The sequence below is a fragment of the Neorhizobium sp. P12A genome (genome assembly GCF_008365395.1).
GTDB lineage: Bacteria > Pseudomonadota > Alphaproteobacteria > Rhizobiales > Rhizobiaceae > Rhizobium.
The window spans coordinates 1-23871 of the sequence record NZ_QOVX01000016.1 but is presented as its reverse complement, the minus strand read 5'-3'; the positions used below and the strand labels follow the sequence as shown (position 1 = coordinate 23871).

The following is a 23871-nucleotide window of genomic DNA, read 5'->3' as shown; positions in this document are numbered from 1 at the left end:
TATCACAGCAGGTAGCTCACTGGCTCGTTGCGAACCGGATGTGGGAAGACCCCCATGCCGACGCCGAAGATCTCGCGAAGTTTGTCCGCGGTCATGATCGCATCCGGCTCTCCCTCGGCCGTGATCGTGCCGCGGTTCAGCGCGATGATGCGGTCGCAGTAGCGCGCCGCCAGGTTGAGGTCGTGAAGAACGATGACGACCGTCAGCCCGCGCTCTTGGCTCAGCGAATGGACGAGCGACAAGACCGAAGCCTGGTGGGCGAGATCGAGCGCGGAGGTCGGCTCGTCGAGCAGCAGGCAGCGGGCATCCTGCGCCAGCATCATGGCGATCCAGGCGCGCTGCCGTTCGCCGCCCGACATGTTGGCGACGCTGCGATCGGCAAAATCGAGGAGTTCCGTGCGTTCGATCGCCTCGGCGACCGCCGCCCTGTCGGCGCTGCTGAAGCGGCCAAGCGTGCCGTGCCAGGGGAAGCGCCCCAGCGCCACCAGTTCGCGAACCGTCATGCCGTCCGCCGCCGGAGTGAATTGCGGCATATAGGCGATGTTTCTAGCAAATTCGCGGTTGGCCCAGGCGGCGAGCGACTTGGAGCCGAGCGTAATCGTACCCTCCGTCGGCGCGATCCGCCGGGCAATGATCTTCAGAAGCGTGCTCTTGCCGGAGCCGTTCGGCCCGACCAGTCCGTATATCCTGCCAGCCTCGAGCTTGAGATCGATCCCGGAGAGGATGCGCTTCGTGCCGGCGAGATAGCCGATGCCGGTCAGTTCGATAAGATTGGAAGACACTGCTTCAGTCTGCCTTTGATTGCGGATGGGAGAGACAGCGGCCTCTCCCACCCTTTGTCACAGTCGAAATTAAAAGTATACTATTTTTCTCAAGTTACCACTTCGTGCTGAGCTTGAAGGTGATCATGCGCGCCTCGCCGTAGGCGCAATCGTTGGCGGTCTGGCAACCCGAGACATATTCCTTGTCGAAAATGTTCGAGACGTTGAGCGAAGCGCCCCAGCCCTTCTTCTCGTATTTGATGCCGGCGTCGAAGAGGGTGGCGGAAGGAACGCGCAGCGTATTGGCTTGGTCCGCCCACGACTTGCCCTGATAGCGAACGCCACCGCCGACGCTCAGGCCTTCGAGCGGACCGTCGTTGACCGCATATTGCAGCCATAGCGAAGCGGTCGAGTTGGGGACGAGGTAGGGCGAGTTGCCGACGATGGACGAGTCCTGGTCCTCGGTCACCGTCAGATCCGTATAGGAATAGGAGCCGAGCAACTTCCAGTTGTCGTCGAGATTGACCTTGCCTTCCAACTCGACACCGCGCGAACGCACCTCTCCGAGCTGGCGCTGCAGGAAGGTGGCAGGGTCGGTCAGGGCGACGTTCTTGCGGTCGATCTGGAAGATCGAGGCGGTGAAGAGGCCGTCGATGAAGGTCGGCTCATACTTGATGCCGGCTTCATATTGCTGGCCCTTTTCAGGCACGAGCGGCGCACCGCTTTCGGAATTCCCGACGAGCGGCAGGAAGAAGGTGCTGACGCTGACATAGGGCGTTACGCCGTTGCCGAAGTCGTAAGCAAGACCGGCGCGCCCACTGGCGGCATGGTCGTTGTAGTCGTAACCGGAGACGCCGCTAAGCTTGGAATCCATGTCGGTGTTGACAAAGTCGTAGCGGCCGTTGAGGGTCACCAGCCATCCGTCGCCGAAGCGCATCTGATCCTGAGCGTAGATGCCGAGCTGCTGCTGGGTAATGACCTGGTTGAGATAGGGAACGTTTGGCGGCTGCGGCAGGCCGTAGACCGGATGCGTCGCGCTGATCGGGGTATCGGCAGCAGGCCATTGCGGAACGGCCTGGATTTCATCCAGCCGGTAGAGCGAATAGTCGGCCCCGACCATGAAGTTGTGGCTGACCGGGCCTGTATCGAAATCCGTCTGCAGGCGGTTGTCGGTCGACAGCGTATCGACTACCGAACGCTCGTAGAAGCCGATGCGGTTCATCAGGAAGTCGGGGTCGCTATAGGACGGGTCGAGAGGATCGCCGTTGGTATATCCGTTCAGATATGGCCCGTGCTCGCTCTTGTTCAGGTGGCCGTATCGCGTATCCGACGTAAAGGTCCAGCCATTGTCGAAATCGTGGCTGCAGGAATAGCCGTAGAGCTGCTGGTTGTATCTGAGCTTGTCGTCATCCGGCTCGCCATAGAAGGCCTTGCGGTCGATTTTGCCGAACGGGGCCGCGACAACGGTGCCGACATAGGGGAAGAAGCCGTTGCCGCTGTGGATCTCGTCGAGACCGCTGATATAGCTATAGACGGTCAGCTTGGTGGAATCGTCCGGCGAGATCGTCAGCTGCGGCATGATGAAGCCGCGCAAATCGTGCGTGTAGTCGCTGTAAGTGTCACCTCCGGCGATCTTGCCGGTCAGGCGATAGCTATAGACGCCGTCCGCGCTGAGCTTGTCGGAAAAGTCGAAGCCGGCAAAGGCGTTGCCAATATTGTTGATGCCGATCTCGGTATAGTAGGAGGGCTCGTCCGTCGGCTGCTTGCGGACCATGTTGATCAGGCCGCCAGGGTTGGAGCCGCCATAGGTAACGGAGGAAGGCCCCTTGAGAGCCTCGACGCGCTCGAGCGCGAAGGGGTCGATCTGGAAGCCGCCGAAGGCGTAGCTGTGAAGCGTCAAGCCGTCGAGAAAGACGCCGTTCTGCGTTGCATCGAAGCCGCGAATGTAGAACCAGTCGGTGTCGCCGTCGTCGCCGAAGGGCTGCGTGAAGACGCCCGGCGTATAGCGCAGGGTTTCGTCGACCTTGTTGGTGATGCCGCGGTCTTCCATTTCGTCGCGGCCGATGATGGAGACGGATTGCGGCAGGTCTTTCACGGCGATGTCCGCCTTCGATCCCGCCGTGGTCTTCTTGGCGACGTAGCCCCTGACCGGCGCCGTGCCGTCCTTTTCGACGGTGGCATCGGTTGTCTGGCCTGCCTTTCCGCCCTGGCTGCCCTGAACAATCAGCGGCTTCAATTGCGTCGGTTGCTCCTGCGCCGTGACAGGTGCCGCGAAGATCAATGCGGCGATGGCCACGCCCGCTTCCAGAGCGATCCGCATCGATGCTCTACCGTTTCGATTCTGCATTTCCAAAGTCACCCCAACGCTCGTCGCCACGCTTCTCTGAGGAGTGCGGCGTTCAACAATCCAATAAGGTGAGCGTTTAACTCATATTTAAGATTAGGGCTTGTCTCGATCAGGGCGTTTTGAATGTTTTTGGGCAATTGTCGGTGACCCCCGGCAATTGCTCCAAAACTGTTGCACTCATGCCATCTGGCTCTTTTTCCAGCTGGCCGGGGTGATCCCGACATTCTTGCGAAAGACTCGCGTAAAATGCGCCTGATCGGCAAATCCGGTTTCCGCCGCTATGACCGTCAGCGGCGTGTTGTCGTTCAGAAGCAATTGCTTGGCTCGCTCCAGCCGCGCCCGCATCTGCCATTGATGCGGCGGCAGTCCGGTGGAGGCCTTGAAGGCATGGCTGAAATGCGATTGCGAGAGCCCGGTCAGCGACGCCAGTTCCTCAAGGCGAATGCTGCGCATGCAGTTTTCCTCGATGAAATCGGTGGCGCGCCGCAATTGGCAGGAAGCAAGCTTGCTGCGCTTGCGTGGCGCCGATTGCAGCAGGCCGAGAATATCGATGAGCAGCGACAGGCAGAGACCGTCGCCATAGAGGTCATGCAGCGGCTGCGGGTTTTCGCACTCGGTCGCGATCAGTTCGGCAAGCGCCATGAAACGGGGATCGGAAAACAGCAGCTTCGGGCTGCTCAGACGGGCCGGATCAATATCGTCCATCAGCCGTCGACGGATGGTTTCGACATCGAAGTGAATGTCGAGATGGCGGACGAAATCGATGTCGACAAGATCCGCCCAGACTTCCGTTCCCGCCGGAATATAGGAAATCCTCTGCCGTTCGCGGTCCTGGATCATGCCCTTGGAGCGCGGCGACAGTTTTACGCTGCTGCGCCCTGCGCCACGGGAATCGAGCAGGATGAACAGGCGCGGATCGTTGGCGACGTAGTAGCCGCCGGCATAGGCGGCGCAATTGACGTTCCAGACATCCGCGACGATCCCGTTCCACTCTCTGCGATGAAGCCCCCCAATAACGGAAAAACCCTCGATCTTGTTTTGCATCCTCGGCTGAAAAGTCATGTCGTCTTCGTCCCGCCGCATCGATCGCGGCTTAAACCTTCTTCAGAAAGTCAAGTTTATTATAAGACGATGAACGACGTGGCAATAGCCCTCTGCTCCCGGCGTAACCGGAGCAGCTTGCGGCGGCTTTGCGCGCTAAAGGCGCGCATCGCTGCCCTCGACCGGAAGAATTGCCTTCAGATCGTAGATGACGCCGTGAGGGACGAGGAAGGACCGGATTTTCTCTTCGCCCATCTCGGAGATCACGTCGTGGCGAACTGCAAGTGCCACGGCTTCAAATTCACCCGCCGGCAACTCGTTCTCGATCCTGATGCCATATTCGGCTTCGACTTCATGGCTGTTTGCGAACGGATCATAGACGACGACTTCATTCGCCATATGCGCAAGCTCGCGCACCAGGTCGGCGACCTTGGTGTTGCGGATGTCAGGGCAGTTCTCCTTGAAGGTGAAGCCCATGACAAGGATGCGGGACTTCCCGACCTCCAGCTTGCGCGAGAGCATGAGCTTGACGATGTCGAAGGCCACCCATTGTGCCATGTGGTCGTTGATGCGACGTCCGGCGAGAATCATCTCCGGGTGAAAGCCGATCGTCTGGGCCTTGTGCGTCAGGTAGTAGGGATCGACGCCAATGCAGTGTCCCCCGACAAGGCCCGGCGAATAGCGATGGAAATTCCATTTCGTGCCTGCGGCGGCGAGCACTTCACGGCTCTCGATGCCCATCTCTTTGAAGAGCTGCGCAAGCTCGTTGACGAGGGCGATATTGACGTCCCGCTGGATATTTTCGATGACTTTCGCAGCCTCGGCAACGCGAATGGAGCTCGCCCTATGCGTTCCGGCGGATATGACCGTGGCATAGACGGCATCTATCAGCTCGGCTGCCTCAGGCGTCGAGCCTGAAGTCACCTTCATGATATTTGGGAGCCTGTGGTTGGCGTCGCCGGGATTGATCCGCTCCGGAGAATAGCCGGCAAAGAAATCCTGGTTGAAGACCAAACCCGAGGCGCCTTCGATGATAGGGACGCAGACCTCTTCTGTCGCCCCCGGATAAACAGTCGATTCGTAAACGACGATGTCGCCGCGGCCGATGACCTTTCCGACCGTCGCCGACGCCTTGTGCAGCGCCGTCAGATCGGGCTGCAAGGCATTGTTGATCGGGGTTGGAACCGTCACGATGTAGAAATTGCAGGGTCTGAGGTCTTCGATATCGGCGGAGAAGGTCAGCTTTTCAGCCGCGGCAAATTCCTCGCCGGTCACTTCCCGGGTCCGGTCGTCGCCGTTCCTCAATTCCAGAATTCGCTGGGTGTTGATGTCGAAACCCACGACAGGGAAATAGCGCGCCACGTAGACGGCCAGCGGCAGACCCACATAGCCGAGGCCGATAACGCCGATTTTCACATCCCTTAAATCAATCATGTCAGCTCATCCAACTGTTGAACCCTGTCGCGCGAGGCAGGGGAATTTGGGTATTTTCCAGTCCGCTTGAGAGGTTCGGCGGGCGGGAGATTTCGAATGCTTCGAGCTTGTACATATGCCACTTGATGGAAGATGGGCAATCGACCCGGATGCACAGCTCCTATCTGTCTTGTCGCGACCTTCCCTGTGTTGATATGTTCATAAGGAACCCGCGCCGCGCAAACGCGCGCCGGGCAGCGATCATCGGGAGATTTCAATGGCTTTCAGCCCCTGGCATTCAAAGCAGGAGGATGCCTTACACATTCCTGCGATCGGCCTCGATCTTCGCGTCAGACTTCCGCCAGATGCATCCGATGCGGCGCTGACCGTTATCGAGACGACAAATGCTCCCGGCTTTGGGCCGCCGCTGCATCGTCATGCCGAGACGGAAGTGTTTCGCGTGCTGACAGGACGCTATCTGTTCGAAGTCGATGGGCGCCGCTTTTATGCTGACGCAGGCGATGTGGTCACGGCCCCTAGCGGTGCTGCGCACGCCTTCGTCAATGTGACAGACGCTCCGGCGCAGCAGTTCATTCTGATCCTGCCCGGATTGGATGCGACGGCATTCTTCACGCAGCTCGGCGATGTGATGCGCGACGGCGTCCCGGACAGGGCGTTGTTGAATGATTTCGGTAAACGCTGGGGCGTCGAATTCCTCGGGCCGCCGCTGCGCGCCGAATAAGGCTGCCATCTCCGTTCAAAGGCGGAAAGCATCGCTTTCGCCAGGCACGAGTTCCAGCGGCCAAATCTTGCTACGGGCGCCATCGGGATAGAAATGGCTGTAGGCCGGCATGGCGGCGAGCAGGGTTTCGGCAAGATCGATGCCAAGATCGCGCAACGACATGCGAAAGCAGGTCAGCGCCGGCTGCAGGAATTTTGCGCGGGGTTCTTCGCGAAAGCCGATGACGGCAAGATTGCGACCGGGAATGACGCCGGCTTCCATCAGCCTGCGATAAAGGCCGATTGCCATAAGCTCATAGATGAGAATGACGGCGGTGGGTCGCTCTTTCAGCAACAGAAGCTCGTGACCTGCCTGGTATCCGCCTTGTTCGCTCGATTTGACCCGGATCACGAGGGAGGGGTCAAAGGGAATGCCGTGGCGTTTAAGCGCGCTTCGGTAACCGTCCAGGAAGATGAAGCCAAGGTTGATGTCGTTTGACGGAGCCGAAATCGCAATCCGTCGATGGCCCTGAGCGACAAGCCGATCGACGGCGGAGTTCGCGACGCCATCAAAGTCGAGGTCGATCCAGGGATAGTTGCTGCCGGAAAGGCTCCGCCCGAGCGTGACGAAGGGAATTTTCGCTTTCGACAAGAGATCGATACGTTTGTCGGTGCGCTGTGTGGCCGAGATAATCATCGCGTCGACGACCCGACGGGCGACCATGCGTTTCAGATATTCGTGCGGATCCTCGTCGCTGGGGCAGGGGAGCATGATGAGGTCGAGCTGATGGCGGGCAAGCACGCTCTGCAACCCGCCGGTCAGGCCGAGAAAGAAGTTGTCGCTGTTTTCTACCGTTTCCTTCGAGGATTCGATCATCAGGCCGATGACGTTTGTCGTGCCCTGCCGCAGACTGCGGCCGGACTGGTTGGCGACGTAGCCCAATTCTTCGGCCGCCGCCAGGACTCGTCTGCGCGTCTCCTCGTTGACATCAGGCTTGCCGTTCAGCGCCCGCGACACGGTGCCGATCGATATGTCGAGATGCTCCGCAAGCTGGCGAATGCCCTTCATCGGCGCCCGTTTTCCTCCGCTTTCCAATTTCCCTACTTCTCCTCATTGACACAGGAAATTCTTTCCGCATAGTATCGTAAACGTTTACGGGATGCATGTCACGAGGAGTTGGCATCATCCTCAGGAGGAAATCGTGAAATTTAGTGCCATTCTGTGCGGTTGCGGAGCTATGTCCAAAGGTTGGTTGCGAGCCATCGCGTCCAACCCCGATCTCGCTCAATCGATCAGCATTGTCGGTCTGGTCGACCTGAACCGGGCGACGGCGGAAAGCCTCGCCAAGGAGTTCGGTCTCGAGGGCGCCGTGATCGGCTCCGACCTTGCCGAGGTCATTGCCGCGACCAAGGCTAATCTCGTCTTCGATATCGTCGTTCCCGCGGCCCGCTACAATGTCGTCTCCACGGCGCTGAAGGCCGGCTGCCATGTCTTGAGCGAAAAGCCGATGGCGACCTCGCTTGCCGAGGGCGCTGCCCTTATCGATCTTGCCGCGGAAGCCGGCAAGGTTCACGCCATCATCCAGAATCGCCGTTTCATTTCAGGCATTCGCCGCCTGCGCCGCTTCGTCGAAAGTGGTGTTATCGGCGAGCTGACCGGCATTCATTGCGACTTCTTCCTTGGTCCGCATTTTGGCGGTTTCCGCGAGGAAATGGACAATGTCCTGCTGCTCGACATGGCGATCCACACCTTTGATGCGGCCCGTTTCGTCGCCAACAAGGCGCCGCTTGCCGTCTATTGCGTCGAAAAGAACCCTGTCGGTTCCTGGTACAAGCATGGTGCCTCCGCCGACGCGATCTTCGAATTCGCCGACGATGTCGTCTTCACCTATCGCGGCTCCTGGTGTGCCGAAGGCAAGCGCACGAGCTGGGAGAGCCAGTGGCGCATCACCGGATCCAAGGGCATGTTGACCTGGGACGGCGAGGAAACCTTCGAGGCAGCCGTTGCCGGCAACGAGCCCGGCCTGCTGCCCGGTTTCACGCCGATCGAGGTTCCAGGCCCCGAGCATGACGAGGAAACGCATGGTCATGCCAGCGTCATTGCCTCCTTTATCGACGCGATCCGGACCGGCAAGCGGCCGGAGACGGAGAGCCGCGACAATATTCGCAGCCTCGCCATGGTGCTCGGCGCTATCGAAAGCGCCAAGACCCGCAAGCGCATAGAGATTTCAGCATAGGGACTAGACGATATGACAAACCCCGCAAAAGCCATCCGTATCGGCACCATGGTCAAGGCGAGCAGCGAAGATGCCGCCGCGCGCATCTCCAAGATCGCAGACCTCGGCTTCGAAAGCTTCGAGCCCTTCTTCTGGCAGACGACCAACGGCCAGAACCTTGCCGAACTCGGCAAGCGTTGCGTCGATGCCATGGGCAATCGCGACATCACCATTTCGACGCTCGGCATGTTCGGCAATCCGCTTGAAGAAACCGCAATGGACCTCCAGACGCTGCAGGGCTGGAAGGACTGCATCGACAACGCCCATCATTTCGGCGCGACCTGCGTTGCCGGCTTCACCGGCCGCGTGCGCAACAAGCCGCTGACCGACAGCCTGCCGCGCTACAAGCAGATCTGGAGCGAGCTTGCCAAGCGCGCTGCCGACAAGGGCATCAAGATCGCCTTCGAAAACTGCGCCATGGACGGCAACTGGGCGACCGGCGATTGGAACATCGCCCACAATCCCGATGCCTGGGAACTGATGTTCAACGAGACGCCTGACGACAATCTCGGCCTCGAATGGGAACCCTGCCACCAGATGGTCTACCTGATCGATCCGCTGCCGCAGATCCGCAAATGGACATCGAAGATTTTTCACGTCCACGGCAAGGACGCGACAATCCGTTGGGACGTCATCAAGGAGCACGGCATCTTCGGCAAGGAAAAGTTCGTTCTTATGCGCACGCCGGGCTTCGGCGACACCAACTGGACGGATGTCATTTCCGAACTTCGCATGGCCGGCTGGTCCGGTTCGATCGATATCGAAGGCTGGCATGATCCGGTTTATCGCGATGCGCTTGAGATGACCGGCCAAGTCCACGCACTCAACCATTTGAAGCATGCCCGGGGCGGGGATTTTGTTGCCGACCCGGATTGAGTGACCTATCGTGCCGCGTTCGGGCGAGGAGGCTCGGCGCGGCGCGCGAACATTAAAGCTTTTTGCGGCGCGGCCGCCTTTTTGGGAGGAAAGTATGAAAGCGATATCAAGACTCGCGTTGGTCGTCGGCGTTTCGATGCTAATGTCCACCGTCGCCCATGCCCAACAGAAAACCTTCAAGATCTGGTGGTTTGAGGAGCCGACGACGGCCCAGGGCATTGTCTGGAAAGAGGCGCTCGACGAGTTCAAAACAAAACATCCGGATGTCACTGTCAGCTTCGAGCAGAAGACCTTTCAGCAGTTGCAGGCGTCCGGCGGCATGATCCTCAATTCCGATCAGGCGCCCGACGTTCTCGAATACAACAAGGGCAATGCGACGGCTGGCTTGGTTGCAAGCCAGGGATTGCTGACCAGTCTGGACGACTATGTGAAGAAGGAAGGCTGGGGCAAGATCCTGAATAAAGGCAATCTTGTCCTCAGCCACTATGACGAAAAGGGTATCTATGGCTCCGGCCCCGTCTGGGGCATCCCTGTCTACGGCGAATATGTGTCGTGCTTTTACAACATCGACATGTTCGAAAAAGCGGGCCTTAAGCCGCCGACGACGCTCGAAGAGTGGGTCGCGGCCATGGAAGCCTTCAAGCAGAAAGGTCTCACGCCTCTGGCGCTTGGCGCCATCGACACCAGTGGCCAGCATTTGCTTGCCTCTCTCGCCTATACCAAGGCCGATGACGCGTGGATCCAGAATTATCAGGGTTTGAAGGCTCCGCTCGACGGCGCGCCCTATCTCTATGCAGCTCAAACACTCGTGGACTGGGTGAGCAAGGGCTACATCAGCAAGGACTCGACGGGCATGAAGGACCCGGACGCGGCTCTGCTCTTCACCTCCGGCAAGGCGCCGATGTATGTGTCGGGCACATGGAATCTCGGCACCTTCGCCTCGACCATCAAGGACTTCAAATGGGGTCAGTTCGTCATTCCAACGCCGAAATATTCGGTCGGTTCGACGGGCAATCTCTGGGTCGTTCCCAAGGCGAGCAAGAATCCTGATCTTGCCGCCGAATGGATCAGCCTGACCCTGTCGCCGAAGTACCAGGCCGCACTCGCCAATGCCGGCGGTGTTCCGATCGCCGCTGATCCTTCCGCGATCACCAATCCCATCGGCAAGAACGCCGCTGCGGTTTTCAAGCAAATCTCTGACAAGAGCGGCCTTGGTTTCTACCCTGACTGGCCTGTCCCCGGCTACTATGACGTGCTCAATCAGAAAGACACCGGCCTCTTCCAGGGTAGTGTGACCGCGGAGCAGTTCGTCGAACAGATCAAGAAGGCCTACGACGACGCGCAGGAAAATCAGTAGCGCCATCTCAAGCCGCTGGGCTGCGCGTCTACGCGCAGCCCCCATGGAAGGCTGAAGGAAGAATGATATGGCATTATCCAGTCAGCGATCGGGCGACAGTTCACTAAGCTATAGTCTTTATCTGATCCCAGGAGTGATCGGCTTTGTTCTGATCGTGCTCATACCGCAGCTTGCCAATCTGGGGCTGAGCTTCACGGCATGGAAGGGCGTTGGAACCCCGCGACCGGTCGGCTTGCAGAACTATCAGCGCCTGTTGACGGACGATCAATTTTGGGGATCGATGTATCACACGCTGCTGTTCATCGTCTCGATGACGGTCATACCCGTTTGCATCGGCCTGGTGCTGGCCGCGCTGCTATTCGACTATGTCAGGGACGAGTTCGGGGAATGGGTCTCGAGCTTTTTCAGGGCTGGTTTTTATCTGCCGCAGATTCTGCCCGTGACGGTCGCGGGTGTGCTCTGGGGGTGGATTCTCAATCCCGTCGGCGTCGTCAATATCACCCTGAAGGCCATCGGCCTCGGCAATCTCGCCCAGAACTGGATCGGCGATGCGACTTACGCGCTTGCTTCAGTCTCGCTCGTCATTGTCTGGATACAGGTCGGCTATTGTCTGGTGGTGTTCATGGCCGGTCTTTCGCGCATCGATCCTTCTCTCTACGAGGCTGCCGAGCTTGACGGTGCAAGCTGGTGGAGCCGGCTGTTGACGATCACCATTCCGCTGCTGGCGCCTGAGATTTTTGTCGTTGTGCTGACCACGCTGATCGCAGCGCTCAAGGTCTTTGCGCCAATCTTTGTCATCACCGCCGGCGGGCCTGACAACGCCACGCTCGTGCCTTCCTACCTGACCTACTATCACTTCTTCACCACACAGCGCGTCGGCTATGCGGCAGCGATTGCGGTCGTGCAGACGACCCTGACAATCGTTCTGGCGATGATTTTTCTGCGCTTCCAGAGCCAGCGCGAGCCGAAGGAGTAGAATATGGCCGATTCAGTTCTCAGCGACGGTACGACCAAGGTCCGGGCGACGGCGGCAGCTCATCGCATTCGCCGCGATCCCATGCGATGGGTGGTGTTGGCCATCCTTATCCTGCTCCTTGCCTTCACGCTTTTTCCGTTTTTTCTTGCGCTGATCAATGCCGTCAAGGCGAGCGCCGAATATGCCGTCGGCGGACCGCTTTCCATGCCCCGGTCGATCGATCTCACGGCGGTTGAAAAATTCTGGACGGCATCTGATTTCAGCCGCAAGCTCATCAACAGCGTGATGATCAGCCTTGGTGTTTCGGTGCTGGGGGTATTGATCAGCCTGTTCAATGCCTATGCGATTGGAATCGGCAAGGTGCCGGGCTCGCGCTTGATTCTGGTGGTTTTCCTCCTCGGTATCATGGTCCCGCAGGAATCGATCATCTACCCGCTTTACTACATGGCGAAAGCGACCGGCCTCTACGACACGCAGCTTTCCGTCATCATTATTTTCGCGGTCCTGCAAAGCGCTTTCGGGACTTACCTGCTCTCGACCGTGCTGAGCACATTCCCCAAGGAAATCCTCGAAGCCGCCGAGATGGATGGCTCGACCCACTGGAAGACGCTGTGGTTGGTAGTCGTCCCGGTCCTGCGGCCAACGCTTATGGTCTTGGGAACGTTCCTCTTCATCTGGACCTGGAACGAATTCCTGATTCCGCTTGTCATGCTGGTCTCCAACAACAATCAGACGGTCTCGGTCGCCATGGGCCTCACCCGCGGCCAGAACATGTCGGACCCGGTACTGCAGGCCTCGGCGGCTTTCCTGGGCATCATACCGACTGTGATCTTCTTCCTGATCTTCCAGCGCACGCTGACGCGCGGCATTGCCGCCGGAGCAGTCAAGTGACGATATTTTTCACCCATGGCCACTTCATCGGTCCCGGTCTGGGACCAGCAAGGTTTTCGGCATGAACCAGGATATCCAGATCGAACTCTCCGGAATCGAGAAGCATTACGGTGCTTACCACGCCCTCAAGAATATCAACCTTTCGATTGCCAAGGGCACATTCGTGGCGCTGGTCGGTCCGTCCGGATGCGGCAAGTCCACTCTGCTGCGCTCTCTTGCCGGGCTGGAAAAAATTACTGGCGGCACGCTGAAGATTGCCGGCGAGGTGATGAACGACGTCCCTCCACGCATGCGCGATATTGCCATGGTGTTCCAGTCCTACGCGCTCTACCCGCATATGACAGTCGAGCAGAACCTCACCTACTCGCTGCGGATGCGGAAGGTCCCGAAGCCTGAGGCGAAGCGCAAGGCAGAGGAGGTTGCCAGGATCGCCGGCTTGGCGGGCCTGCTGGATCGCTATCCCCGGCATCTCTCTGGCGGCCAGCGTCAGCGCGTCGCCATGGGGCGCGCCATTATTCGAAACCCCAAGGCCTTCCTATTCGACGAGCCGCTGTCCAATCTCGATGCCGCGCTGCGCGTTTCGATGCGCAAGGAAATCCGTGCGCTGCACGAACGGCTGCATGCGACGTCGGTCTATGTGACGCACGACCAGATCGAGGCGATGACCATGGCCGACCATGTGGTCGTCATGCGCGATGGCGTCATCGAGCAGCAGGGCGCGCCGCTGGAACTCTACGACCGGCCGGCCAACAAGTTCGTGGCAGGCTTCATCGGCTCTCCGGCCATGAACTTCGTGCCTTCAGTCGTCGCAGACGGCGGGACAAGCCTGCTCCTCGATTTCGGCAAAGAGCGCAAGGTGCAGCCGCTCGCCCGGACGCTGCAGCCCGGCCAGACGGTTCTTGCCGGCATGCGACCCGAACACATGGCGATCGTGGCGCCGGGGCAGGGGACATTCGACGTCCGGGTTGCATTCGTCGAATCGACGGGGTCCTCGACCTTCATTACTGCAGACACAGTGCCTGAACTGACGATCGTCGAAACCGGACGCGGCAATATCCACGCCGGTGATGTGATCGGGCTGGCGATCGATCCGGCAAAGGTCCATGTCTTCGATGCGACGACCGAAGGCCGCGTACAGGAACGGGCTATCGGCTAGTGGAAGTCTACCTGACGGGGCATCATCCGTTGAAGCAAATACCAAAGTTTGGTACAGTCGCGGAAGAGGTGCGCCATGAACAAGAACACGTCCGTCAGCCTAGGTGATCATTTTACCAGCTTTGTAGCCGACCAGGTGGAGCAGGGCCGTTACAGCTCGGCGACCGACGTCGTCCGCGCAGGGCTGCGCCTGCTGGAAGAGCGCGAAGCCAAACTTGCGACGTTACGCGCTGCCTTGATCGAAGGGGAGAATAGCGGCCCCTCGACGGAGTTTGATTTCGAGGCCTTTATCGCGCGCAAGCGCGACGAGGGCGTGCCTAAGCCGTGACGAACGACATCGTTTCCCCTCGCGCACAGCGTGACCTGGAGGGGTTTTGGGATTACACGGCCGAACGCTGGAATCTGGCGCAGGCGGAAATCTATCTTCGTGGCATCTGGTCGGCGATCCAGATCATCGCCGCCGATCCGAGGATAGGCCGGTCAGCCGATGAGGTCCGTCCGGGTTACCGTCGTTATCAGGTCGGCTCCCACGTCATTTTCTACACAATGACGGAGGGCGTCTTTGACGTAGTGCGCGTCCTGCATAGCCATGTGGATTTTGACAGCCATCTTTGACTGTCAAAATCCAGTCCCGCCGTGCATCTTTAGCCCTGTAGTGAGGCGATCACATCGAGGATCGGCGTCGAGCCGGATTTCGTCGGCTGGTATTCGAGGCCGATCCGGCCGTCATAGCCGTGGGCGAAAAGCCAGTTCAGTCGATCGGCGAGATCGATGTTACCGGTTCCCGGCTCGTGGCGACCCGGATGATCGGCGATGTGGACGTGGACGATGCGATAGACGCGCCCTGCAACAACCTCCTCGGTGCGCTCGTCCATGACGGCAGAATGGTAGATATCGTAGACGATGCCGATTTCCGGACGGCCTACCTCATCGACGATGTCGAGCCCTTCTTCCGTCGACGACAGGAAATAGCCGACGTGATCGATCTTCGTGTTGAGAGGCTCGACTCCGAGGCGGATGCCGGAGCCTTTAAGAATATCGGCTGCGTCGCGCAAGGCGGTAACCAGCGCCTCTCTCTGCTCCTCGCGCGATAGGCCGGGTTGATCGTCCCCCGCCTGGGCAATAAGGACCTTCGCGCCAAGGCGTTGAGCGACCGAGATCGACTGCCGCAACCCCTCCAGCCATGCCTCGCGATTGGCCGGGTTGGTCAGCGCGATCATGGGCTCCGCCACGATACCGGTAACGGCAATGCCGCCTTCCGCGACTGCTGCCTCAACCGCATCGAGATCCTTGTTGGTCCAGCGCCAGAATTCGACGGCGTCGAGCCCCATCTCCCGTGCTTTGCGGATACGGTCGGCAAATGCATCGTTATCCTCTGCAAACAGCCAATCGATGCAGGCGGAAAAACGTCGCATGGGGCAACTCCCGTCAAAAGATGTGCCCTAGGGCGCGCGCAAGGATGAAAGGTGAAATCAGGACAATATCGTCGGCATGGTCGTGACGATACGGATATCACGGCGGAAATCCGAAGGCGACATGCCGGCGATGTGACGGAAGGATTTGTTGAAGGCGCTGATCGAGCCGAAGCCGCTGTCCATCGCAACCTGCAGCACGTTCACATCGTCACCCATGAGAAGTGCCTGGGCATGGGATAGCCTGAGCAGGTTGACATATTTGTTGAGCGTCATTCCGGTCGATTTCTTGAAGAGGTTCATTGCGTACTTCGGATGCAGATCCGCTGCCCGCGCGATATCGATCGAATCGATGTCCTGGAGAAAATTGGCCGCGATGAAATCGCAGATCCGCGCGATGCTGCGGGAAGCATGAGGTTGCGGCTGATCCCTGAGCCTGCTGTTGCTCATGTCCGGCAGCATCGTATAGGGCTCGAAGGCGATCCGTTCCAGGCGAAGCAGCAACTCGTCGACCGCATGTTTCCCCTTGGCAGGATCGTTTGAGCGGACATAGCGAAACCAGCGCGCAAAGTTTTCATTGTCCGCGGCATCGGTGGCTGAGGTCACCAGCGTCTCGCCTCTCATCAGCCGGCTGGAAATGCTGTCGGGCAGGCGCAGGCGGAAAAAATAGACGAGTGGCAGATGGGCGCCGGCATAGAGCGAATCGTCGGAGGATTCATCCATCTGATGCGGCTGGCCACCCCAGAAAAGGCACATGTCGCCCGCGTTGAGACGCAGTTCGTGGCCATTCATCTGGTAATGCACCGTGCCCTCGATGAGATAGTTGACCTCGACCTGCGCGTGCCAGTGGGGCATGACCATGACCGGCGGGTGGGCGTGAAACATTTGCAGCGCCGTTGGAAGGCCTTCGATGCTGCTCGCGCCCGGTTGATAGATAGCTCTCTGCGAGACCTTACTTTCCGCCAACTCGATGTTCCCTTTTTAGGAGACAGCCGCTCCCTTGCAGATAGTCTACGCGGGTTCGCTAAGGGACGGCAATTGAAAAGGGAGGATTTTCAATGCGCTTCAAACTTCTTGGTGCGACGACGCTCGTCGCACTGTGTGTCTCAGGCTCCGCGTTCGCGCAGCAGGCAAATCTGACGATCTGGAGCTGGAATGTCGCTGCGTCGGCGCTGAAATCGACGCTGGAGGGCTTCAACAAGCAATATCCTGATATCAAGGTCGACGTGCAGGATCTCGGCAACCAGCAGGTCTTCGACAAGATGCTGGCCGCATGCGCGGCCGGCGGCGACGGCCTGCCCGACATCGTCACGGTCGAGAATTTCGAGGCCGAGATTTTCTGGAACCGCTTCCCCGACTGCTTCACCAATCTGAAGGATCTCGGCTACAACGCCGATATCCAGAAGCAATTCCCGGACTTCAAGCGCACCGAGCTGGAGATCGGTGACGTTGCCTATGCGATGCCTTGGGATTCCGGTCCTGTTGCCGTTTTCTACCGCCGCGACTTTTATGAAAAGGCCGGCGTCGATCCGGCGACGATCAAGACCTGGGATGATTTCATCGCGGCCGGAAAGAAGATTTCCGCTGCCAATCCCGGCGTCGTCATGTCCCAAGCCGATTTTAACGGCGACAGCGAATGGTTCCGCATGCTGTCGAACGAGCAGGGCTGCGGCTATTTCTCGACCGACGGCCAGAACATCACCATCAATCAGCCCGCCTGCGTTGCCGCCCTTCAGAAGGTGAAGGAGATGAAGGATGCCGGCACGTTGACGGCAGCGAACTGGGAAGAAAAGATCCAGTCCAACACCGCAGGGAAGGTTGCGAGCCAGCTGTATGGCGGCTGGTACGAAGGTTCGGTCCGCTCGAATTCGCCTGATCTCGCCGGCAAATGGGGGGTCTACCTGATGCCCAGCATGACGGCTGACGGCGCGCACGCGGCCAATCTCGGCGGTTCTTCGCTCGCCATCGCCAGCAACTCGAAGAACAAGGAAGCCGCCTGGAAATACCTGCAATATGCGCTCGGCACCAACGAGGGTCAGGTGGCCATGCTGAAGTCCTTCGGCCTCGTGCCGTCGCTGCTCAGCGCCGTCAAGGATCCCTTCGTCGACCAGCCGCAGCCCTACTGGGGCAACCAGAAGGTCTGGGCCGATATTCTCTCGACGCTGCCGAACATCCATCCAAGCCGCGGCACGGCCTTCCAGACCGATGCCGATTCCATCCTGAAGACCGCACAGACGAAGTTCTTCGCCGGCGGCTATCCGGATGCCAAGACCGCGCTCGACGATGCTGCCAAGCAGATCGCTTCCGCCACGGGCCTGCCGATCGCCCAGTGAATGAATGGACCGGGCGCGTGATGGCGCCCGGTTCCCCCTTGACGCCGGTGGGAGAGCAAGGGGTGGCCTTCGGGCCGCGCATTCATGGGAAATAGGAGGAGACGTTCATGCGGCTGCAGAACAGGAGCGCCTATACGTTCCTTGCGCCCTATCTTTTGATTTTCGCCACCTTCTGGGTCTGGCCGATCATCAATTCGTTTTTGATCTCGTTTCAGAACACGCGCATCAATCCGTGGAAGTTCAGCATCTCGGCAAATTGGGGCCGTCTCTTCGAAGATCCCGCCTTCTACAACGCGCTGCAGAACACGCTGATCATCCTTGTCATCCAGGTCCCGGTCATGATCGCGATCGCGACCGTCATGGCCGTTCTTCTGAACTCGCCGCTCCTGAAAGCGCGGGCGATTTTCCGCTTCGCATTCTTCGCGCCTGTTGTCGTCGGTGAAGTGGCTTATGCCGCCGTCTTCCGGCTGATGTTCAACATCGATTTCGGCATCATCAACAAGCTGCTCGGCGGCGTCGGCATCGGACCTGTCTCCTGGTTTGCCGAGACCCCTGCCGCCATGGCGCTGCTGATCATCGCGGTGACCTGGCGTTGGTCGGGCTATAACGCCATCATTATCCTGTCAGGCCTGCAATCCATTCCGGAAGACGTCTACGAGGCGGCAACACTCGATCGCGTCAGCAAGGTCAAGCAGTTCTTCTACATCACGCTGCCGTTGCTGAAGCCGATCATCCTCTTCTGCGTGGTTCTCTCCGTCATCGGCACGATGCAGCTCTTCACCGAGCCCTTCCTGATCACCAATCGCGGCGGTCCCGGCGGCGGCACGGAAACGCTGGGTCTGCTGCTTTACCGCCAGGGCTTCTATTCGCTGAACTTCGGCTATGCCTCCGCCATCGCCTATACGATGACGGCGCTGGCGGTCGCGATCTCTCTTCTCAATCTCTGGCTGGGGCGCGAACCGAAATGAAATCCAAGTCCCGATCCACTCTGATGCGCTCGATCGCGCTGCACGCGGCGCTGACGCCGCTTGCCATCATCTGGCTGTTTCCGCTCTGGATGATGTTCGTCTTCTCGACCATGCCCGACAACGGCATCTTCAGCCCTGACATCGTGCTCGTTCCATCGACGAATTTCTTCGCGAATGTGGCGAACCTGCAAGCCGATACCGATTTCGTCGGCGCGCTGACGATATCGATCGTCGTGGCGGTCATCTACACGGTGCTCTCGGTGTTGCTGACCTCGATGGCGGGCTGGGCCCTAGCGCGCTATCGCTTTTATGGCCAGTCCATCGTCCTTGCCATCATCCTTGGAACGATCACGCTTCCTTATTTCGTCGTGGTCATTCCGCAGTTCATCATGGTTGCGCGGCAGTTCCATCTCGCCAATACCTGGATCGCGCTCATTGTCCCACCGCTCTTCAATTCACTCGGCGTGCTCTTCATGCGCCAGGCCTTCTCGATGATGCCGGGTGAGCTTTTCGATGCCGCTCGCGTCGAAGGCGTCAAGGAATGGCAGATCTTCCTGCGCATTGCCCTGCCGCTTGCCCGACCGACCATGGCAGCACTCGCCATCATCCTCTTCCTGGTGTCCTGGAACAACTATCTCTGGCCGCTGCTGATCAACTCGAAGCCCGGGATGATGACGGCGCCGGTGGCGCTCGGAACACTGATCGGGCTCACCAAGGTTTCCTGGGGCGGGATCATGGCGGGTGCCGTCATGCTCACGGCCCCGATCCTCGTGGTTTTCGTCCTCCTGCAACGCCACTTCATCGCCGGCATCGCGGCCGGCGCAATCAAATAATTTGGAGAACGCCTGATGGCAGGACTGTCACTGAAGAATGTCGTCAAGCGCTATGGCGCATTCGAGATCATCCATGGCGCCAGCCTGGAGGTCGCGGACGGCGAATTCGTTGTCTTCGTCGGCCCTTCCGGCTGCGGGAAATCCACGCTTTTGCGCATGATTGCGGGGCTCGAAGATATCTCCGGCGGCGAGATTAAGATCGACGGCAAGACCGTCAACGATGTGGAGCCGGCTGATCGCGGCATCGCCATGGTGTTCCAATCCTATGCGCTCTATCCGCATCTGACTGTCGAGCAAAATCTGAGCTTCGGCCTTCGCATGAACGGCAATCCCAAGGCGGACACGGATCGTCGCGTACGCCACGTCTCGGATATTCTCCAGATCAAGGAACTGATGAACCGGCGGCCGAAACAGCTGTCGGGCGGCCAGCGCCAGCGTGTCGCGATCGGCCGCGCCATCGTGCGCGAGCCCAAGGTCTTCCTCTTCGATGAACCACTGTCCAATCTCGACGCCGAATTGCGCGTCCAGATGCGTGTCGAAATATCGAAACTGCACAAGACGCTCGGCACGACGATGATCTACGTGACGCACGATCAGACGGAGGCGATGACGCTTGCCGACAAGATCGTGGTGCTCAGAAGCGGCAATATCGAGCAGATCGGCGCGCCGCTCGATCTCTATGACAATCCGGCCAATCAGTTCGTTGCCGGTTTCGTCGGCTCGCCGAAGATGAATTTCATCGCGGCAGACGTCGTCGAGGTCAACGCGAACGGCGTCGTGATCGCCCTGGCAAGCCAACGCGATGTCCGCCTGACGATACCGCTGGAGGGAGCCGCCCCCAAGATCGGCGACAAGGTCGTGCTCGGCGTTCGCCCGGAGCATTTTCTCGACGCTGGAAAGGGCGACGTCGACCTGACGGTCGCCGTCGATGTCGCCGAGCATCTCGGCAGCACCAGCTACATTTACGCCAACATCGCCGGAGGCGAGCAGATCGTCATCGAGCGGGAGGAATCCCGCAACGCCTCCAACCGGGACACGCTGACCGTCGCGCTCGCCGCCCGCCGCTCCTTCCTCTTCGACAGCGCGGGCAACCGCCTACGCTAACGCCTTCATTTCAGAACCGATAGAATCATGAAAGGAACCTCCCATGCGTTCAACCAATCCCATTCGCTGGGGCATCATCGGGCCGGGAACGATTGCCAAGACATTTGCTGATGGCATAGCGCATTCGCGCACCGGCAAGCTGGTTGCGATTGCAACGCGCAATCCGCAAAAGCCTGGCCTAGCCGAGGGTTTTCCAGGCGCCCGTATCGTCAATGGCTACGACGCCTTGCTCGCCGACAGCGAAGTGGAGGCGATCTACATCGCAACGCCCCATACGGGCCATGCGGAATGGGCGATCAAGGCGGCGCGAGCCGGCAAGCACATTCTGGTCGAAAAGCCGATCGCGCTTTCGGCCTACGACGCAACTGCGATCTACCACGAAGCCAAAAAAGCCGGCGTCTTTGCCGGCGAGGCGTTCATGTATCGTGTCCACCCCCAGACCGCAAAGCTGATCGAGCTGGTTCGAAGCGGCATCATCGGGCAGGTGCGCATCATCCGCTCCTCCTTCGGCTTCAACATGGGGAGCGTGCGGCCGGAACATCGGCTTTTCGCCAATGACACGGCCGGCGGCGGCATTCTTGATGTCGGCGGCTATCCGGTGTCGATGGCGCGGCTGATTGCCGGTGCGGTCGACGGCAAGCCGTTCCTTGAGCCGGAAAAGGTTTCGGGCGTTGCGCATCTCGGCCAGACGGGCGTCGACGAATGGGCGTCCGCCGCCCTCAAATTTCCGAACGGCATCATTGCCGAGGTCTCCTGCTCGATCATGGCGAACCAGGACAACACGCTTCGCATCATCGGCTCGGAAGGACGCCTGGAGGTGAAGGACTTCTGGTTTGCTTCCGGCCACAAGGGCGGTACCGGCAAGATCGAGGTGATCAAGCCGAACAGCGAGCCGCAAACGATCGACGTCGAGGAAAAAGGCTGGCTCTATTCCTTCGAGGTCGATGCGGCAGGCGATGCGATAAGGGCCGGTCGGACGGAGTTCACGTCTCCCGGCATGAGCTGGGCGGATTCGATCGGCAACCTGCGTGTGCTCGATCAATGGCGCGCCTCCGTCGGCCTTGAATACGAGGTTGAGAAGGCGACACGGCGGACGGTAAATCTTGCCGGCGCGAAGGTTTCGCTCGGAAAATCCGTTCCGATGCGCCAGATTCCGGGCGTTTCCAAGCCGGCGTCGATGGTCGCCCTCGGCTTCGAATTCTTCCCGAATTTCGCATCGGCGTCCCTGACGCTCGATGCCTTCTACGAGGCCGGCGGCAATCTCTTCGACACTGCTTACGTCTATGGCGCCGGCAAGACGGAGAGCATCTTCGGCGATTGGCACACCAGCCGCGCGGTGCCGCGTGAAGAAATCGTGCTGATCGGCAAGGGCGTTCATTCGCCGCTCTGCTATCCCGATATGATCGCAAAGCAGCTTGATCAGTCGCTGAACCGCCTGAAGACGGACTATGTCGACATCTATTTCATGCATCGCGACAACACCGACGTCCCGGTTGGCGAATTCGTCGACGCCATGGATGCGGAGGTAAGGGCAGGGCGCATTCGCGGCCCTGTCGGCGGATCGAACTGGACGCACGAGCGCATGGACGAGGCAATCGCCTATGCTGCGAAGAATGGAAAGGCGGCTCCGGGAGCGCTGTCCAACAATTTCGCGCTTGCAGAAATGCTCGATCCGATCTGGGCCGGTTGCGTTGCGGCTTCCGACGATAGCTGGAAGGCGTGGCTCAATGCCAACCAGATGCCCAACTTCGCATGGTCGAGCCAGGGTCGAGGCTTCTTCACGGACCGCGCCGGTCGCGACAAGCTCGATGACGAGGAGTTGGTGCGCGTCTGGTATTCGGATCGGAATTTCGCGCGCCGGGAAAGGGCGATCGAGCTGGCCGAGAAACTTGGCCGAAGCCCCATTCACGTCGCGCTCGCCTATGTCGTCGCACAGCCGTTCCCTGTCATTCCGCTGATCGGCCCACGCACGATCGCCGAACTGGAAGACAGCCTGTCGGCGCTGGATATCAAGCTGACACCGGAGCAGGTGAAGTGGCTCGAAGGCAGCGAATGAGCCGCCGATAATACTTCGGCGACCCGGGTATGTAAGCGAGGTGAGCATTTGGCGATGCGGGCAAGGAGCCCGCATCGTGTCAGATGGCCCGCGCCAATTCCGCATCGATGCCGGCAATCAGCCGCGGATCTTCAGCCGTCACGTCGGGGGCGAAGCGTGCTGCGACGCTGCCATCCCGGCCGATCAGGAATTTCTCGAAATTCCAAAGGATCTCGCTGGATGCGCCGGTATCGATACCGTGGTCTTTCAGCCGCTGCCGCATCGGGCCTTCCCCCGTGGCCGTGGGCATGGTCTGCGTCAATGCATGATAGAGCGGATGCTTGTCGCTGCCCTTGACCGAGATCTTCGAAAAGATCGGAAACTGCACGTCATAGGTGCTGGTGCAGAAATCGACGATTTCTTCGTCGGTGCCCGGTTCCTGGCCTTTGAAGTCATTGGCGGGAAAGGCAAGAATAACCAGACCCTGATCGCGCTTGTCTTCATAGAGCTTTTCCAGCCCTTCATATTGCACCGTCAGCCCGCATTTCGACGCCACGTTGACGACCAGCATGACGCGTCCACGGTATTCGCTGAGCGTCGTCTCCTGGCCGTCGGGCCGCCTTACGGGAATATTCAGAAGATTATCCATGGTCCAATAGACTCCATTCGATAGGCCTTGATAGCAGCTGAAGATGGCATGGGGCTCGGTGAGAACTCGTCATCGCCCCAGCTGCTCGCCGAGCGAGCTTAGGCGATCCAGCGCAGATTGCACCCTGAATCACGTGTCACGAATTCCGGCGAGTGACCTTTCGATCGCTGTCGTGACCAACCGACGCAATACATCGTCGTATCGTTTTTTCTGAGTTTGCTTGTCTCTCTCGGGCGTTACTTCGGAATCAATTGCTCTCGACCGAGATGACTTCAGCAATAATGCCCTCTCCAGGAAGGGGGAGAATAAACTAATTTAAATATCCCTAATATAACAAAATACGTGGTCAAAAACGGTGCGTGGGTCTGAAAAATGAGCATCGGGCCAAAAATGGTCTGTTAAAAACGATATTTTTTCGGCGATATTCATTGCCAACTCGACATACTTGTGACTTTTGCAATTTAATTCTTTTTCCCTTAGTGTTGCTGCGGTGCAACAGTTGAGGATTCTCTTGAGTTTGCTTTGGGAAAACCTTCTCGAATTCTTCAGGCAACTCTGATAATTGCTGCGTCCGAGGGACAAGTGCCCTTCGGGGATCATTGAGTGGGCGGTATATGAACAAAAACATTTTGAAGCCGATCGGCTGCATTGCCTTTGCTGCGATGTTGTTGTCGGGATGTACTTACCTGCCGCGCTCCGGCCCCGATGAAAAAGCCATCGACAA

At 59.1% G+C, this 23871-nt stretch carries 22 protein-coding genes; 14 read left to right on the top strand and 8 right to left on the bottom strand.

Features of this window, described 5'->3' with window-relative positions; genetic code table 11:
* Positions 1-2: 2 nt before the first annotated feature.
* From DTW90_RS28400 to DTW90_RS28385, 4 genes are all read right to left on the bottom strand, one after another.
* Positions 3-782, bottom strand: coding sequence for an ATP-binding cassette domain-containing protein (locus tag DTW90_RS28400; protein WP_149342725.1), 780 nt, complete (start codon positions 780-782; stop codon positions 3-5).
* Positions 783-876: 94 nt separating this feature from the next.
* Positions 877-3108, bottom strand: coding sequence for a TonB-dependent siderophore receptor (locus DTW90_RS28395; RefSeq protein WP_149342724.1), 2232 nt, complete (start codon positions 3106-3108; stop codon positions 877-879).
* A 177-nt stretch (positions 3109-3285) separates the two neighbouring features.
* Positions 3286-4170, bottom strand: a complete 885-nt coding sequence (locus tag DTW90_RS28390) for an AraC family transcriptional regulator (RefSeq protein WP_149342722.1) — start codon at positions 4168-4170, stop codon at positions 3286-3288.
* A 135-nt stretch (positions 4171-4305) separates the two neighbouring features.
* On the bottom strand, positions 4306-5583 hold the full coding sequence (locus DTW90_RS28385) for a nucleotide sugar dehydrogenase (RefSeq protein ID WP_149342720.1): 1278 nt from the start codon (positions 5581-5583) through the stop codon (positions 4306-4308).
* A 256-nt stretch (positions 5584-5839) separates the two neighbouring features.
* Between DTW90_RS28385 and DTW90_RS28380 the strand changes: the two genes are divergently transcribed.
* Positions 5840-6304 carry a cupin domain-containing protein gene (locus DTW90_RS28380; protein WP_149342718.1) on the top strand — a complete coding sequence of 155 codons (465 nt, stop codon included), beginning with the start codon at positions 5840-5842 and terminating at the stop codon, positions 6302-6304.
* A gap of 15 nt (positions 6305-6319) precedes the next feature.
* Here the strand turns inward: DTW90_RS28380 and DTW90_RS28375 are convergent, their stop codons facing one another.
* Entirely contained in the window at positions 6320-7351 is a 1032-nt protein-coding gene (locus tag DTW90_RS28375) for a LacI family DNA-binding transcriptional regulator (RefSeq protein WP_149342716.1), read from the bottom strand.
* Between the two features lie 133 nt (positions 7352-7484).
* On the opposite strand from DTW90_RS28375, the gene DTW90_RS28370 reads away from it, so the two are divergent.
* From DTW90_RS28370 to DTW90_RS28335, 8 genes are all read left to right on the top strand, one after another.
* Positions 7485-8519, top strand: a complete 1035-nt coding sequence (locus DTW90_RS28370; protein ID WP_149342714.1) for a Gfo/Idh/MocA family oxidoreductase — start codon at positions 7485-7487, stop codon at positions 8517-8519.
* Positions 8520-8531: 12 nt separating this feature from the next.
* Positions 8532-9434, top strand: coding sequence for a sugar phosphate isomerase/epimerase (locus DTW90_RS28365; RefSeq protein ID WP_149342712.1), 903 nt, complete (start codon positions 8532-8534; stop codon positions 9432-9434).
* Between the two features lie 94 nt (positions 9435-9528).
* Positions 9529-10791 (top strand): extracellular solute-binding protein, encoded by a 1263-nt coding sequence (locus DTW90_RS28360; RefSeq protein ID WP_149342710.1) that lies wholly within the window; start codon positions 9529-9531, stop codon positions 10789-10791.
* A gap of 67 nt (positions 10792-10858) precedes the next feature.
* Positions 10859-11767, top strand: a complete 909-nt coding sequence (locus tag DTW90_RS28355; RefSeq protein WP_132527964.1) for a sugar ABC transporter permease — start codon at positions 10859-10861, stop codon at positions 11765-11767.
* Between the two features lie 3 nt (positions 11768-11770).
* Positions 11771-12658 carry a carbohydrate ABC transporter permease gene (locus DTW90_RS28350; protein WP_149342708.1) on the top strand — a complete coding sequence of 296 codons (888 nt, stop codon included), beginning with the start codon at positions 11771-11773 and terminating at the stop codon, positions 12656-12658.
* 61 nt (positions 12659-12719) lie between these two features.
* Positions 12720-13814 carry an ABC transporter ATP-binding protein gene (locus tag DTW90_RS28345; protein WP_149342706.1) on the top strand — a complete coding sequence of 365 codons (1095 nt, stop codon included), beginning with the start codon at positions 12720-12722 and terminating at the stop codon, positions 13812-13814.
* Positions 13815-13889: 75 nt separating this feature from the next.
* Complete coding sequence (locus tag DTW90_RS28340; protein ID WP_149342704.1) at positions 13890-14141, top strand: type II toxin-antitoxin system ParD family antitoxin; 252 nt, start codon at positions 13890-13892, stop codon at positions 14139-14141.
* Entirely contained in the window at positions 14138-14428 is a 291-nt protein-coding gene (locus tag DTW90_RS28335; protein WP_149342702.1) for a type II toxin-antitoxin system RelE/ParE family toxin, read from the top strand. Before DTW90_RS28340 ends, DTW90_RS28335 begins: the two co-directional genes overlap by 4 nt.
* A gap of 29 nt (positions 14429-14457) precedes the next feature.
* On the opposite strand, the gene DTW90_RS28330 is transcribed toward DTW90_RS28335, so the two are convergent.
* Both DTW90_RS28330 and DTW90_RS28325 read right to left on the bottom strand, forming a co-directional pair.
* Entirely contained in the window at positions 14458-15228 is a 771-nt protein-coding gene (locus tag DTW90_RS28330; RefSeq protein WP_149342700.1) for a TIM barrel protein, read from the bottom strand.
* Positions 15229-15285: 57 nt separating this feature from the next.
* Positions 15286-16197, bottom strand: a complete 912-nt coding sequence (locus DTW90_RS28325; protein ID WP_149342698.1) for a helix-turn-helix domain-containing protein — start codon at positions 16195-16197, stop codon at positions 15286-15288.
* An 86-nt stretch (positions 16198-16283) separates the two neighbouring features.
* Here DTW90_RS28325 and DTW90_RS28320 point away from each other — a divergent pair, with 86 nt between their 5' ends.
* The 5 genes from DTW90_RS28320 (at position 16284) to DTW90_RS28300 (ending at position 22519) form a co-directional block, all read left to right on the top strand.
* The gene (locus DTW90_RS28320) at positions 16284-17558 is read left to right on the top strand and encodes an ABC transporter substrate-binding protein (RefSeq protein WP_149342697.1); all 1275 of its coding nucleotides are present in this window, start codon (positions 16284-16286) and stop codon (positions 17556-17558) included.
* A gap of 107 nt (positions 17559-17665) precedes the next feature.
* On the top strand, positions 17666-18526 hold the full coding sequence (locus DTW90_RS28315; RefSeq protein WP_149342695.1) for a sugar ABC transporter permease: 861 nt from the start codon (positions 17666-17668) through the stop codon (positions 18524-18526).
* Positions 18523-19359, top strand: coding sequence for a carbohydrate ABC transporter permease (locus tag DTW90_RS28310; protein ID WP_149342693.1), 837 nt, complete (start codon positions 18523-18525; stop codon positions 19357-19359). Before DTW90_RS28315 ends, DTW90_RS28310 begins: the two co-directional genes overlap by 4 nt.
* 15 nt (positions 19360-19374) lie before the next feature.
* A complete protein-coding gene (gene ugpC, locus DTW90_RS28305; RefSeq protein ID WP_149342691.1) occupies positions 19375-20463 on the top strand; it encodes a sn-glycerol-3-phosphate ABC transporter ATP-binding protein UgpC in 1089 nt (362 codons plus the stop codon).
* Positions 20464-20506: 43 nt separating this feature from the next.
* A complete protein-coding gene (locus DTW90_RS28300; RefSeq protein ID WP_149342689.1) occupies positions 20507-22519 on the top strand; it encodes an aldo/keto reductase in 2013 nt (670 codons plus the stop codon).
* A gap of 79 nt (positions 22520-22598) precedes the next feature.
* Here DTW90_RS28300 and DTW90_RS28295 read toward each other — a convergent pair whose 3' ends face one another.
* Complete coding sequence (locus DTW90_RS28295; protein WP_149342687.1) at positions 22599-23147, bottom strand: glutathione peroxidase; 549 nt, start codon at positions 23145-23147, stop codon at positions 22599-22601.
* Between the last annotated feature and the right edge of the window lie 724 nt (positions 23148-23871).

Bases quoted from the DNA above. Each gene is read 5' to 3' on its own strand.
- DTW90_RS28385 (WP_149342720.1), bottom strand. From the start codon at position 5,583: ATGATTGATTTAAGGGATGTGAAAATCGGCGTTATCGGCCTCGGCTAT.
- DTW90_RS28380 (WP_149342718.1), top strand. From the start codon at position 5,840: ATGGCTTTCAGCCCCTGGCATTCAAAGCAGGAGGATGCCTTACACATT.
- DTW90_RS28390 (WP_149342722.1), bottom strand. From the start codon at position 4,170: ATGACTTTTCAGCCGAGGATGCAAAACAAGATCGAGGGTTTTTCCGTT.
- DTW90_RS28295 (WP_149342687.1), bottom strand. From the start codon at position 23,147: ATGGATAATCTTCTGAATATTCCCGTAAGGCGGCCCGACGGCCAGGAG.
- DTW90_RS28310 (WP_149342693.1), top strand. From the start codon at position 18,523: ATGAAATCCAAGTCCCGATCCACTCTGATGCGCTCGATCGCGCTGCAC.
- DTW90_RS28365 (WP_149342712.1), top strand. From the start codon at position 8,532: ATGACAAACCCCGCAAAAGCCATCCGTATCGGCACCATGGTCAAGGCG.
- DTW90_RS28350 (WP_149342708.1), top strand. From the start codon at position 11,771: ATGGCCGATTCAGTTCTCAGCGACGGTACGACCAAGGTCCGGGCGACG.
- DTW90_RS28340 (WP_149342704.1), top strand. From the start codon at position 13,890: ATGAACAAGAACACGTCCGTCAGCCTAGGTGATCATTTTACCAGCTTT.
- DTW90_RS28375 (WP_149342716.1), bottom strand. From the start codon at position 7,351: ATGAAGGGCATTCGCCAGCTTGCGGAGCATCTCGACATATCGATCGGC.
- DTW90_RS28345 (WP_149342706.1), top strand. From the start codon at position 12,720: ATGAACCAGGATATCCAGATCGAACTCTCCGGAATCGAGAAGCATTAC.
- ugpC (WP_149342691.1), top strand. From the start codon at position 19,375: ATGGCAGGACTGTCACTGAAGAATGTCGTCAAGCGCTATGGCGCATTC.
- DTW90_RS28355 (WP_132527964.1), top strand. From the start codon at position 10,859: ATGGCATTATCCAGTCAGCGATCGGGCGACAGTTCACTAAGCTATAGT.
- DTW90_RS28395 (WP_149342724.1), bottom strand. From the start codon at position 3,108: ATGCAGAATCGAAACGGTAGAGCATCGATGCGGATCGCTCTGGAAGCG.
- DTW90_RS28300 (WP_149342689.1), top strand. From the start codon at position 20,507: ATGCGTTCAACCAATCCCATTCGCTGGGGCATCATCGGGCCGGGAACG.
- DTW90_RS28315 (WP_149342695.1), top strand. From the start codon at position 17,666: ATGCGGCTGCAGAACAGGAGCGCCTATACGTTCCTTGCGCCCTATCTT.
- DTW90_RS28360 (WP_149342710.1), top strand. From the start codon at position 9,529: ATGAAAGCGATATCAAGACTCGCGTTGGTCGTCGGCGTTTCGATGCTA.
- DTW90_RS28330 (WP_149342700.1), bottom strand. From the start codon at position 15,228: ATGCGACGTTTTTCCGCCTGCATCGATTGGCTGTTTGCAGAGGATAAC.
- DTW90_RS28320 (WP_149342697.1), top strand. From the start codon at position 16,284: ATGCGCTTCAAACTTCTTGGTGCGACGACGCTCGTCGCACTGTGTGTC.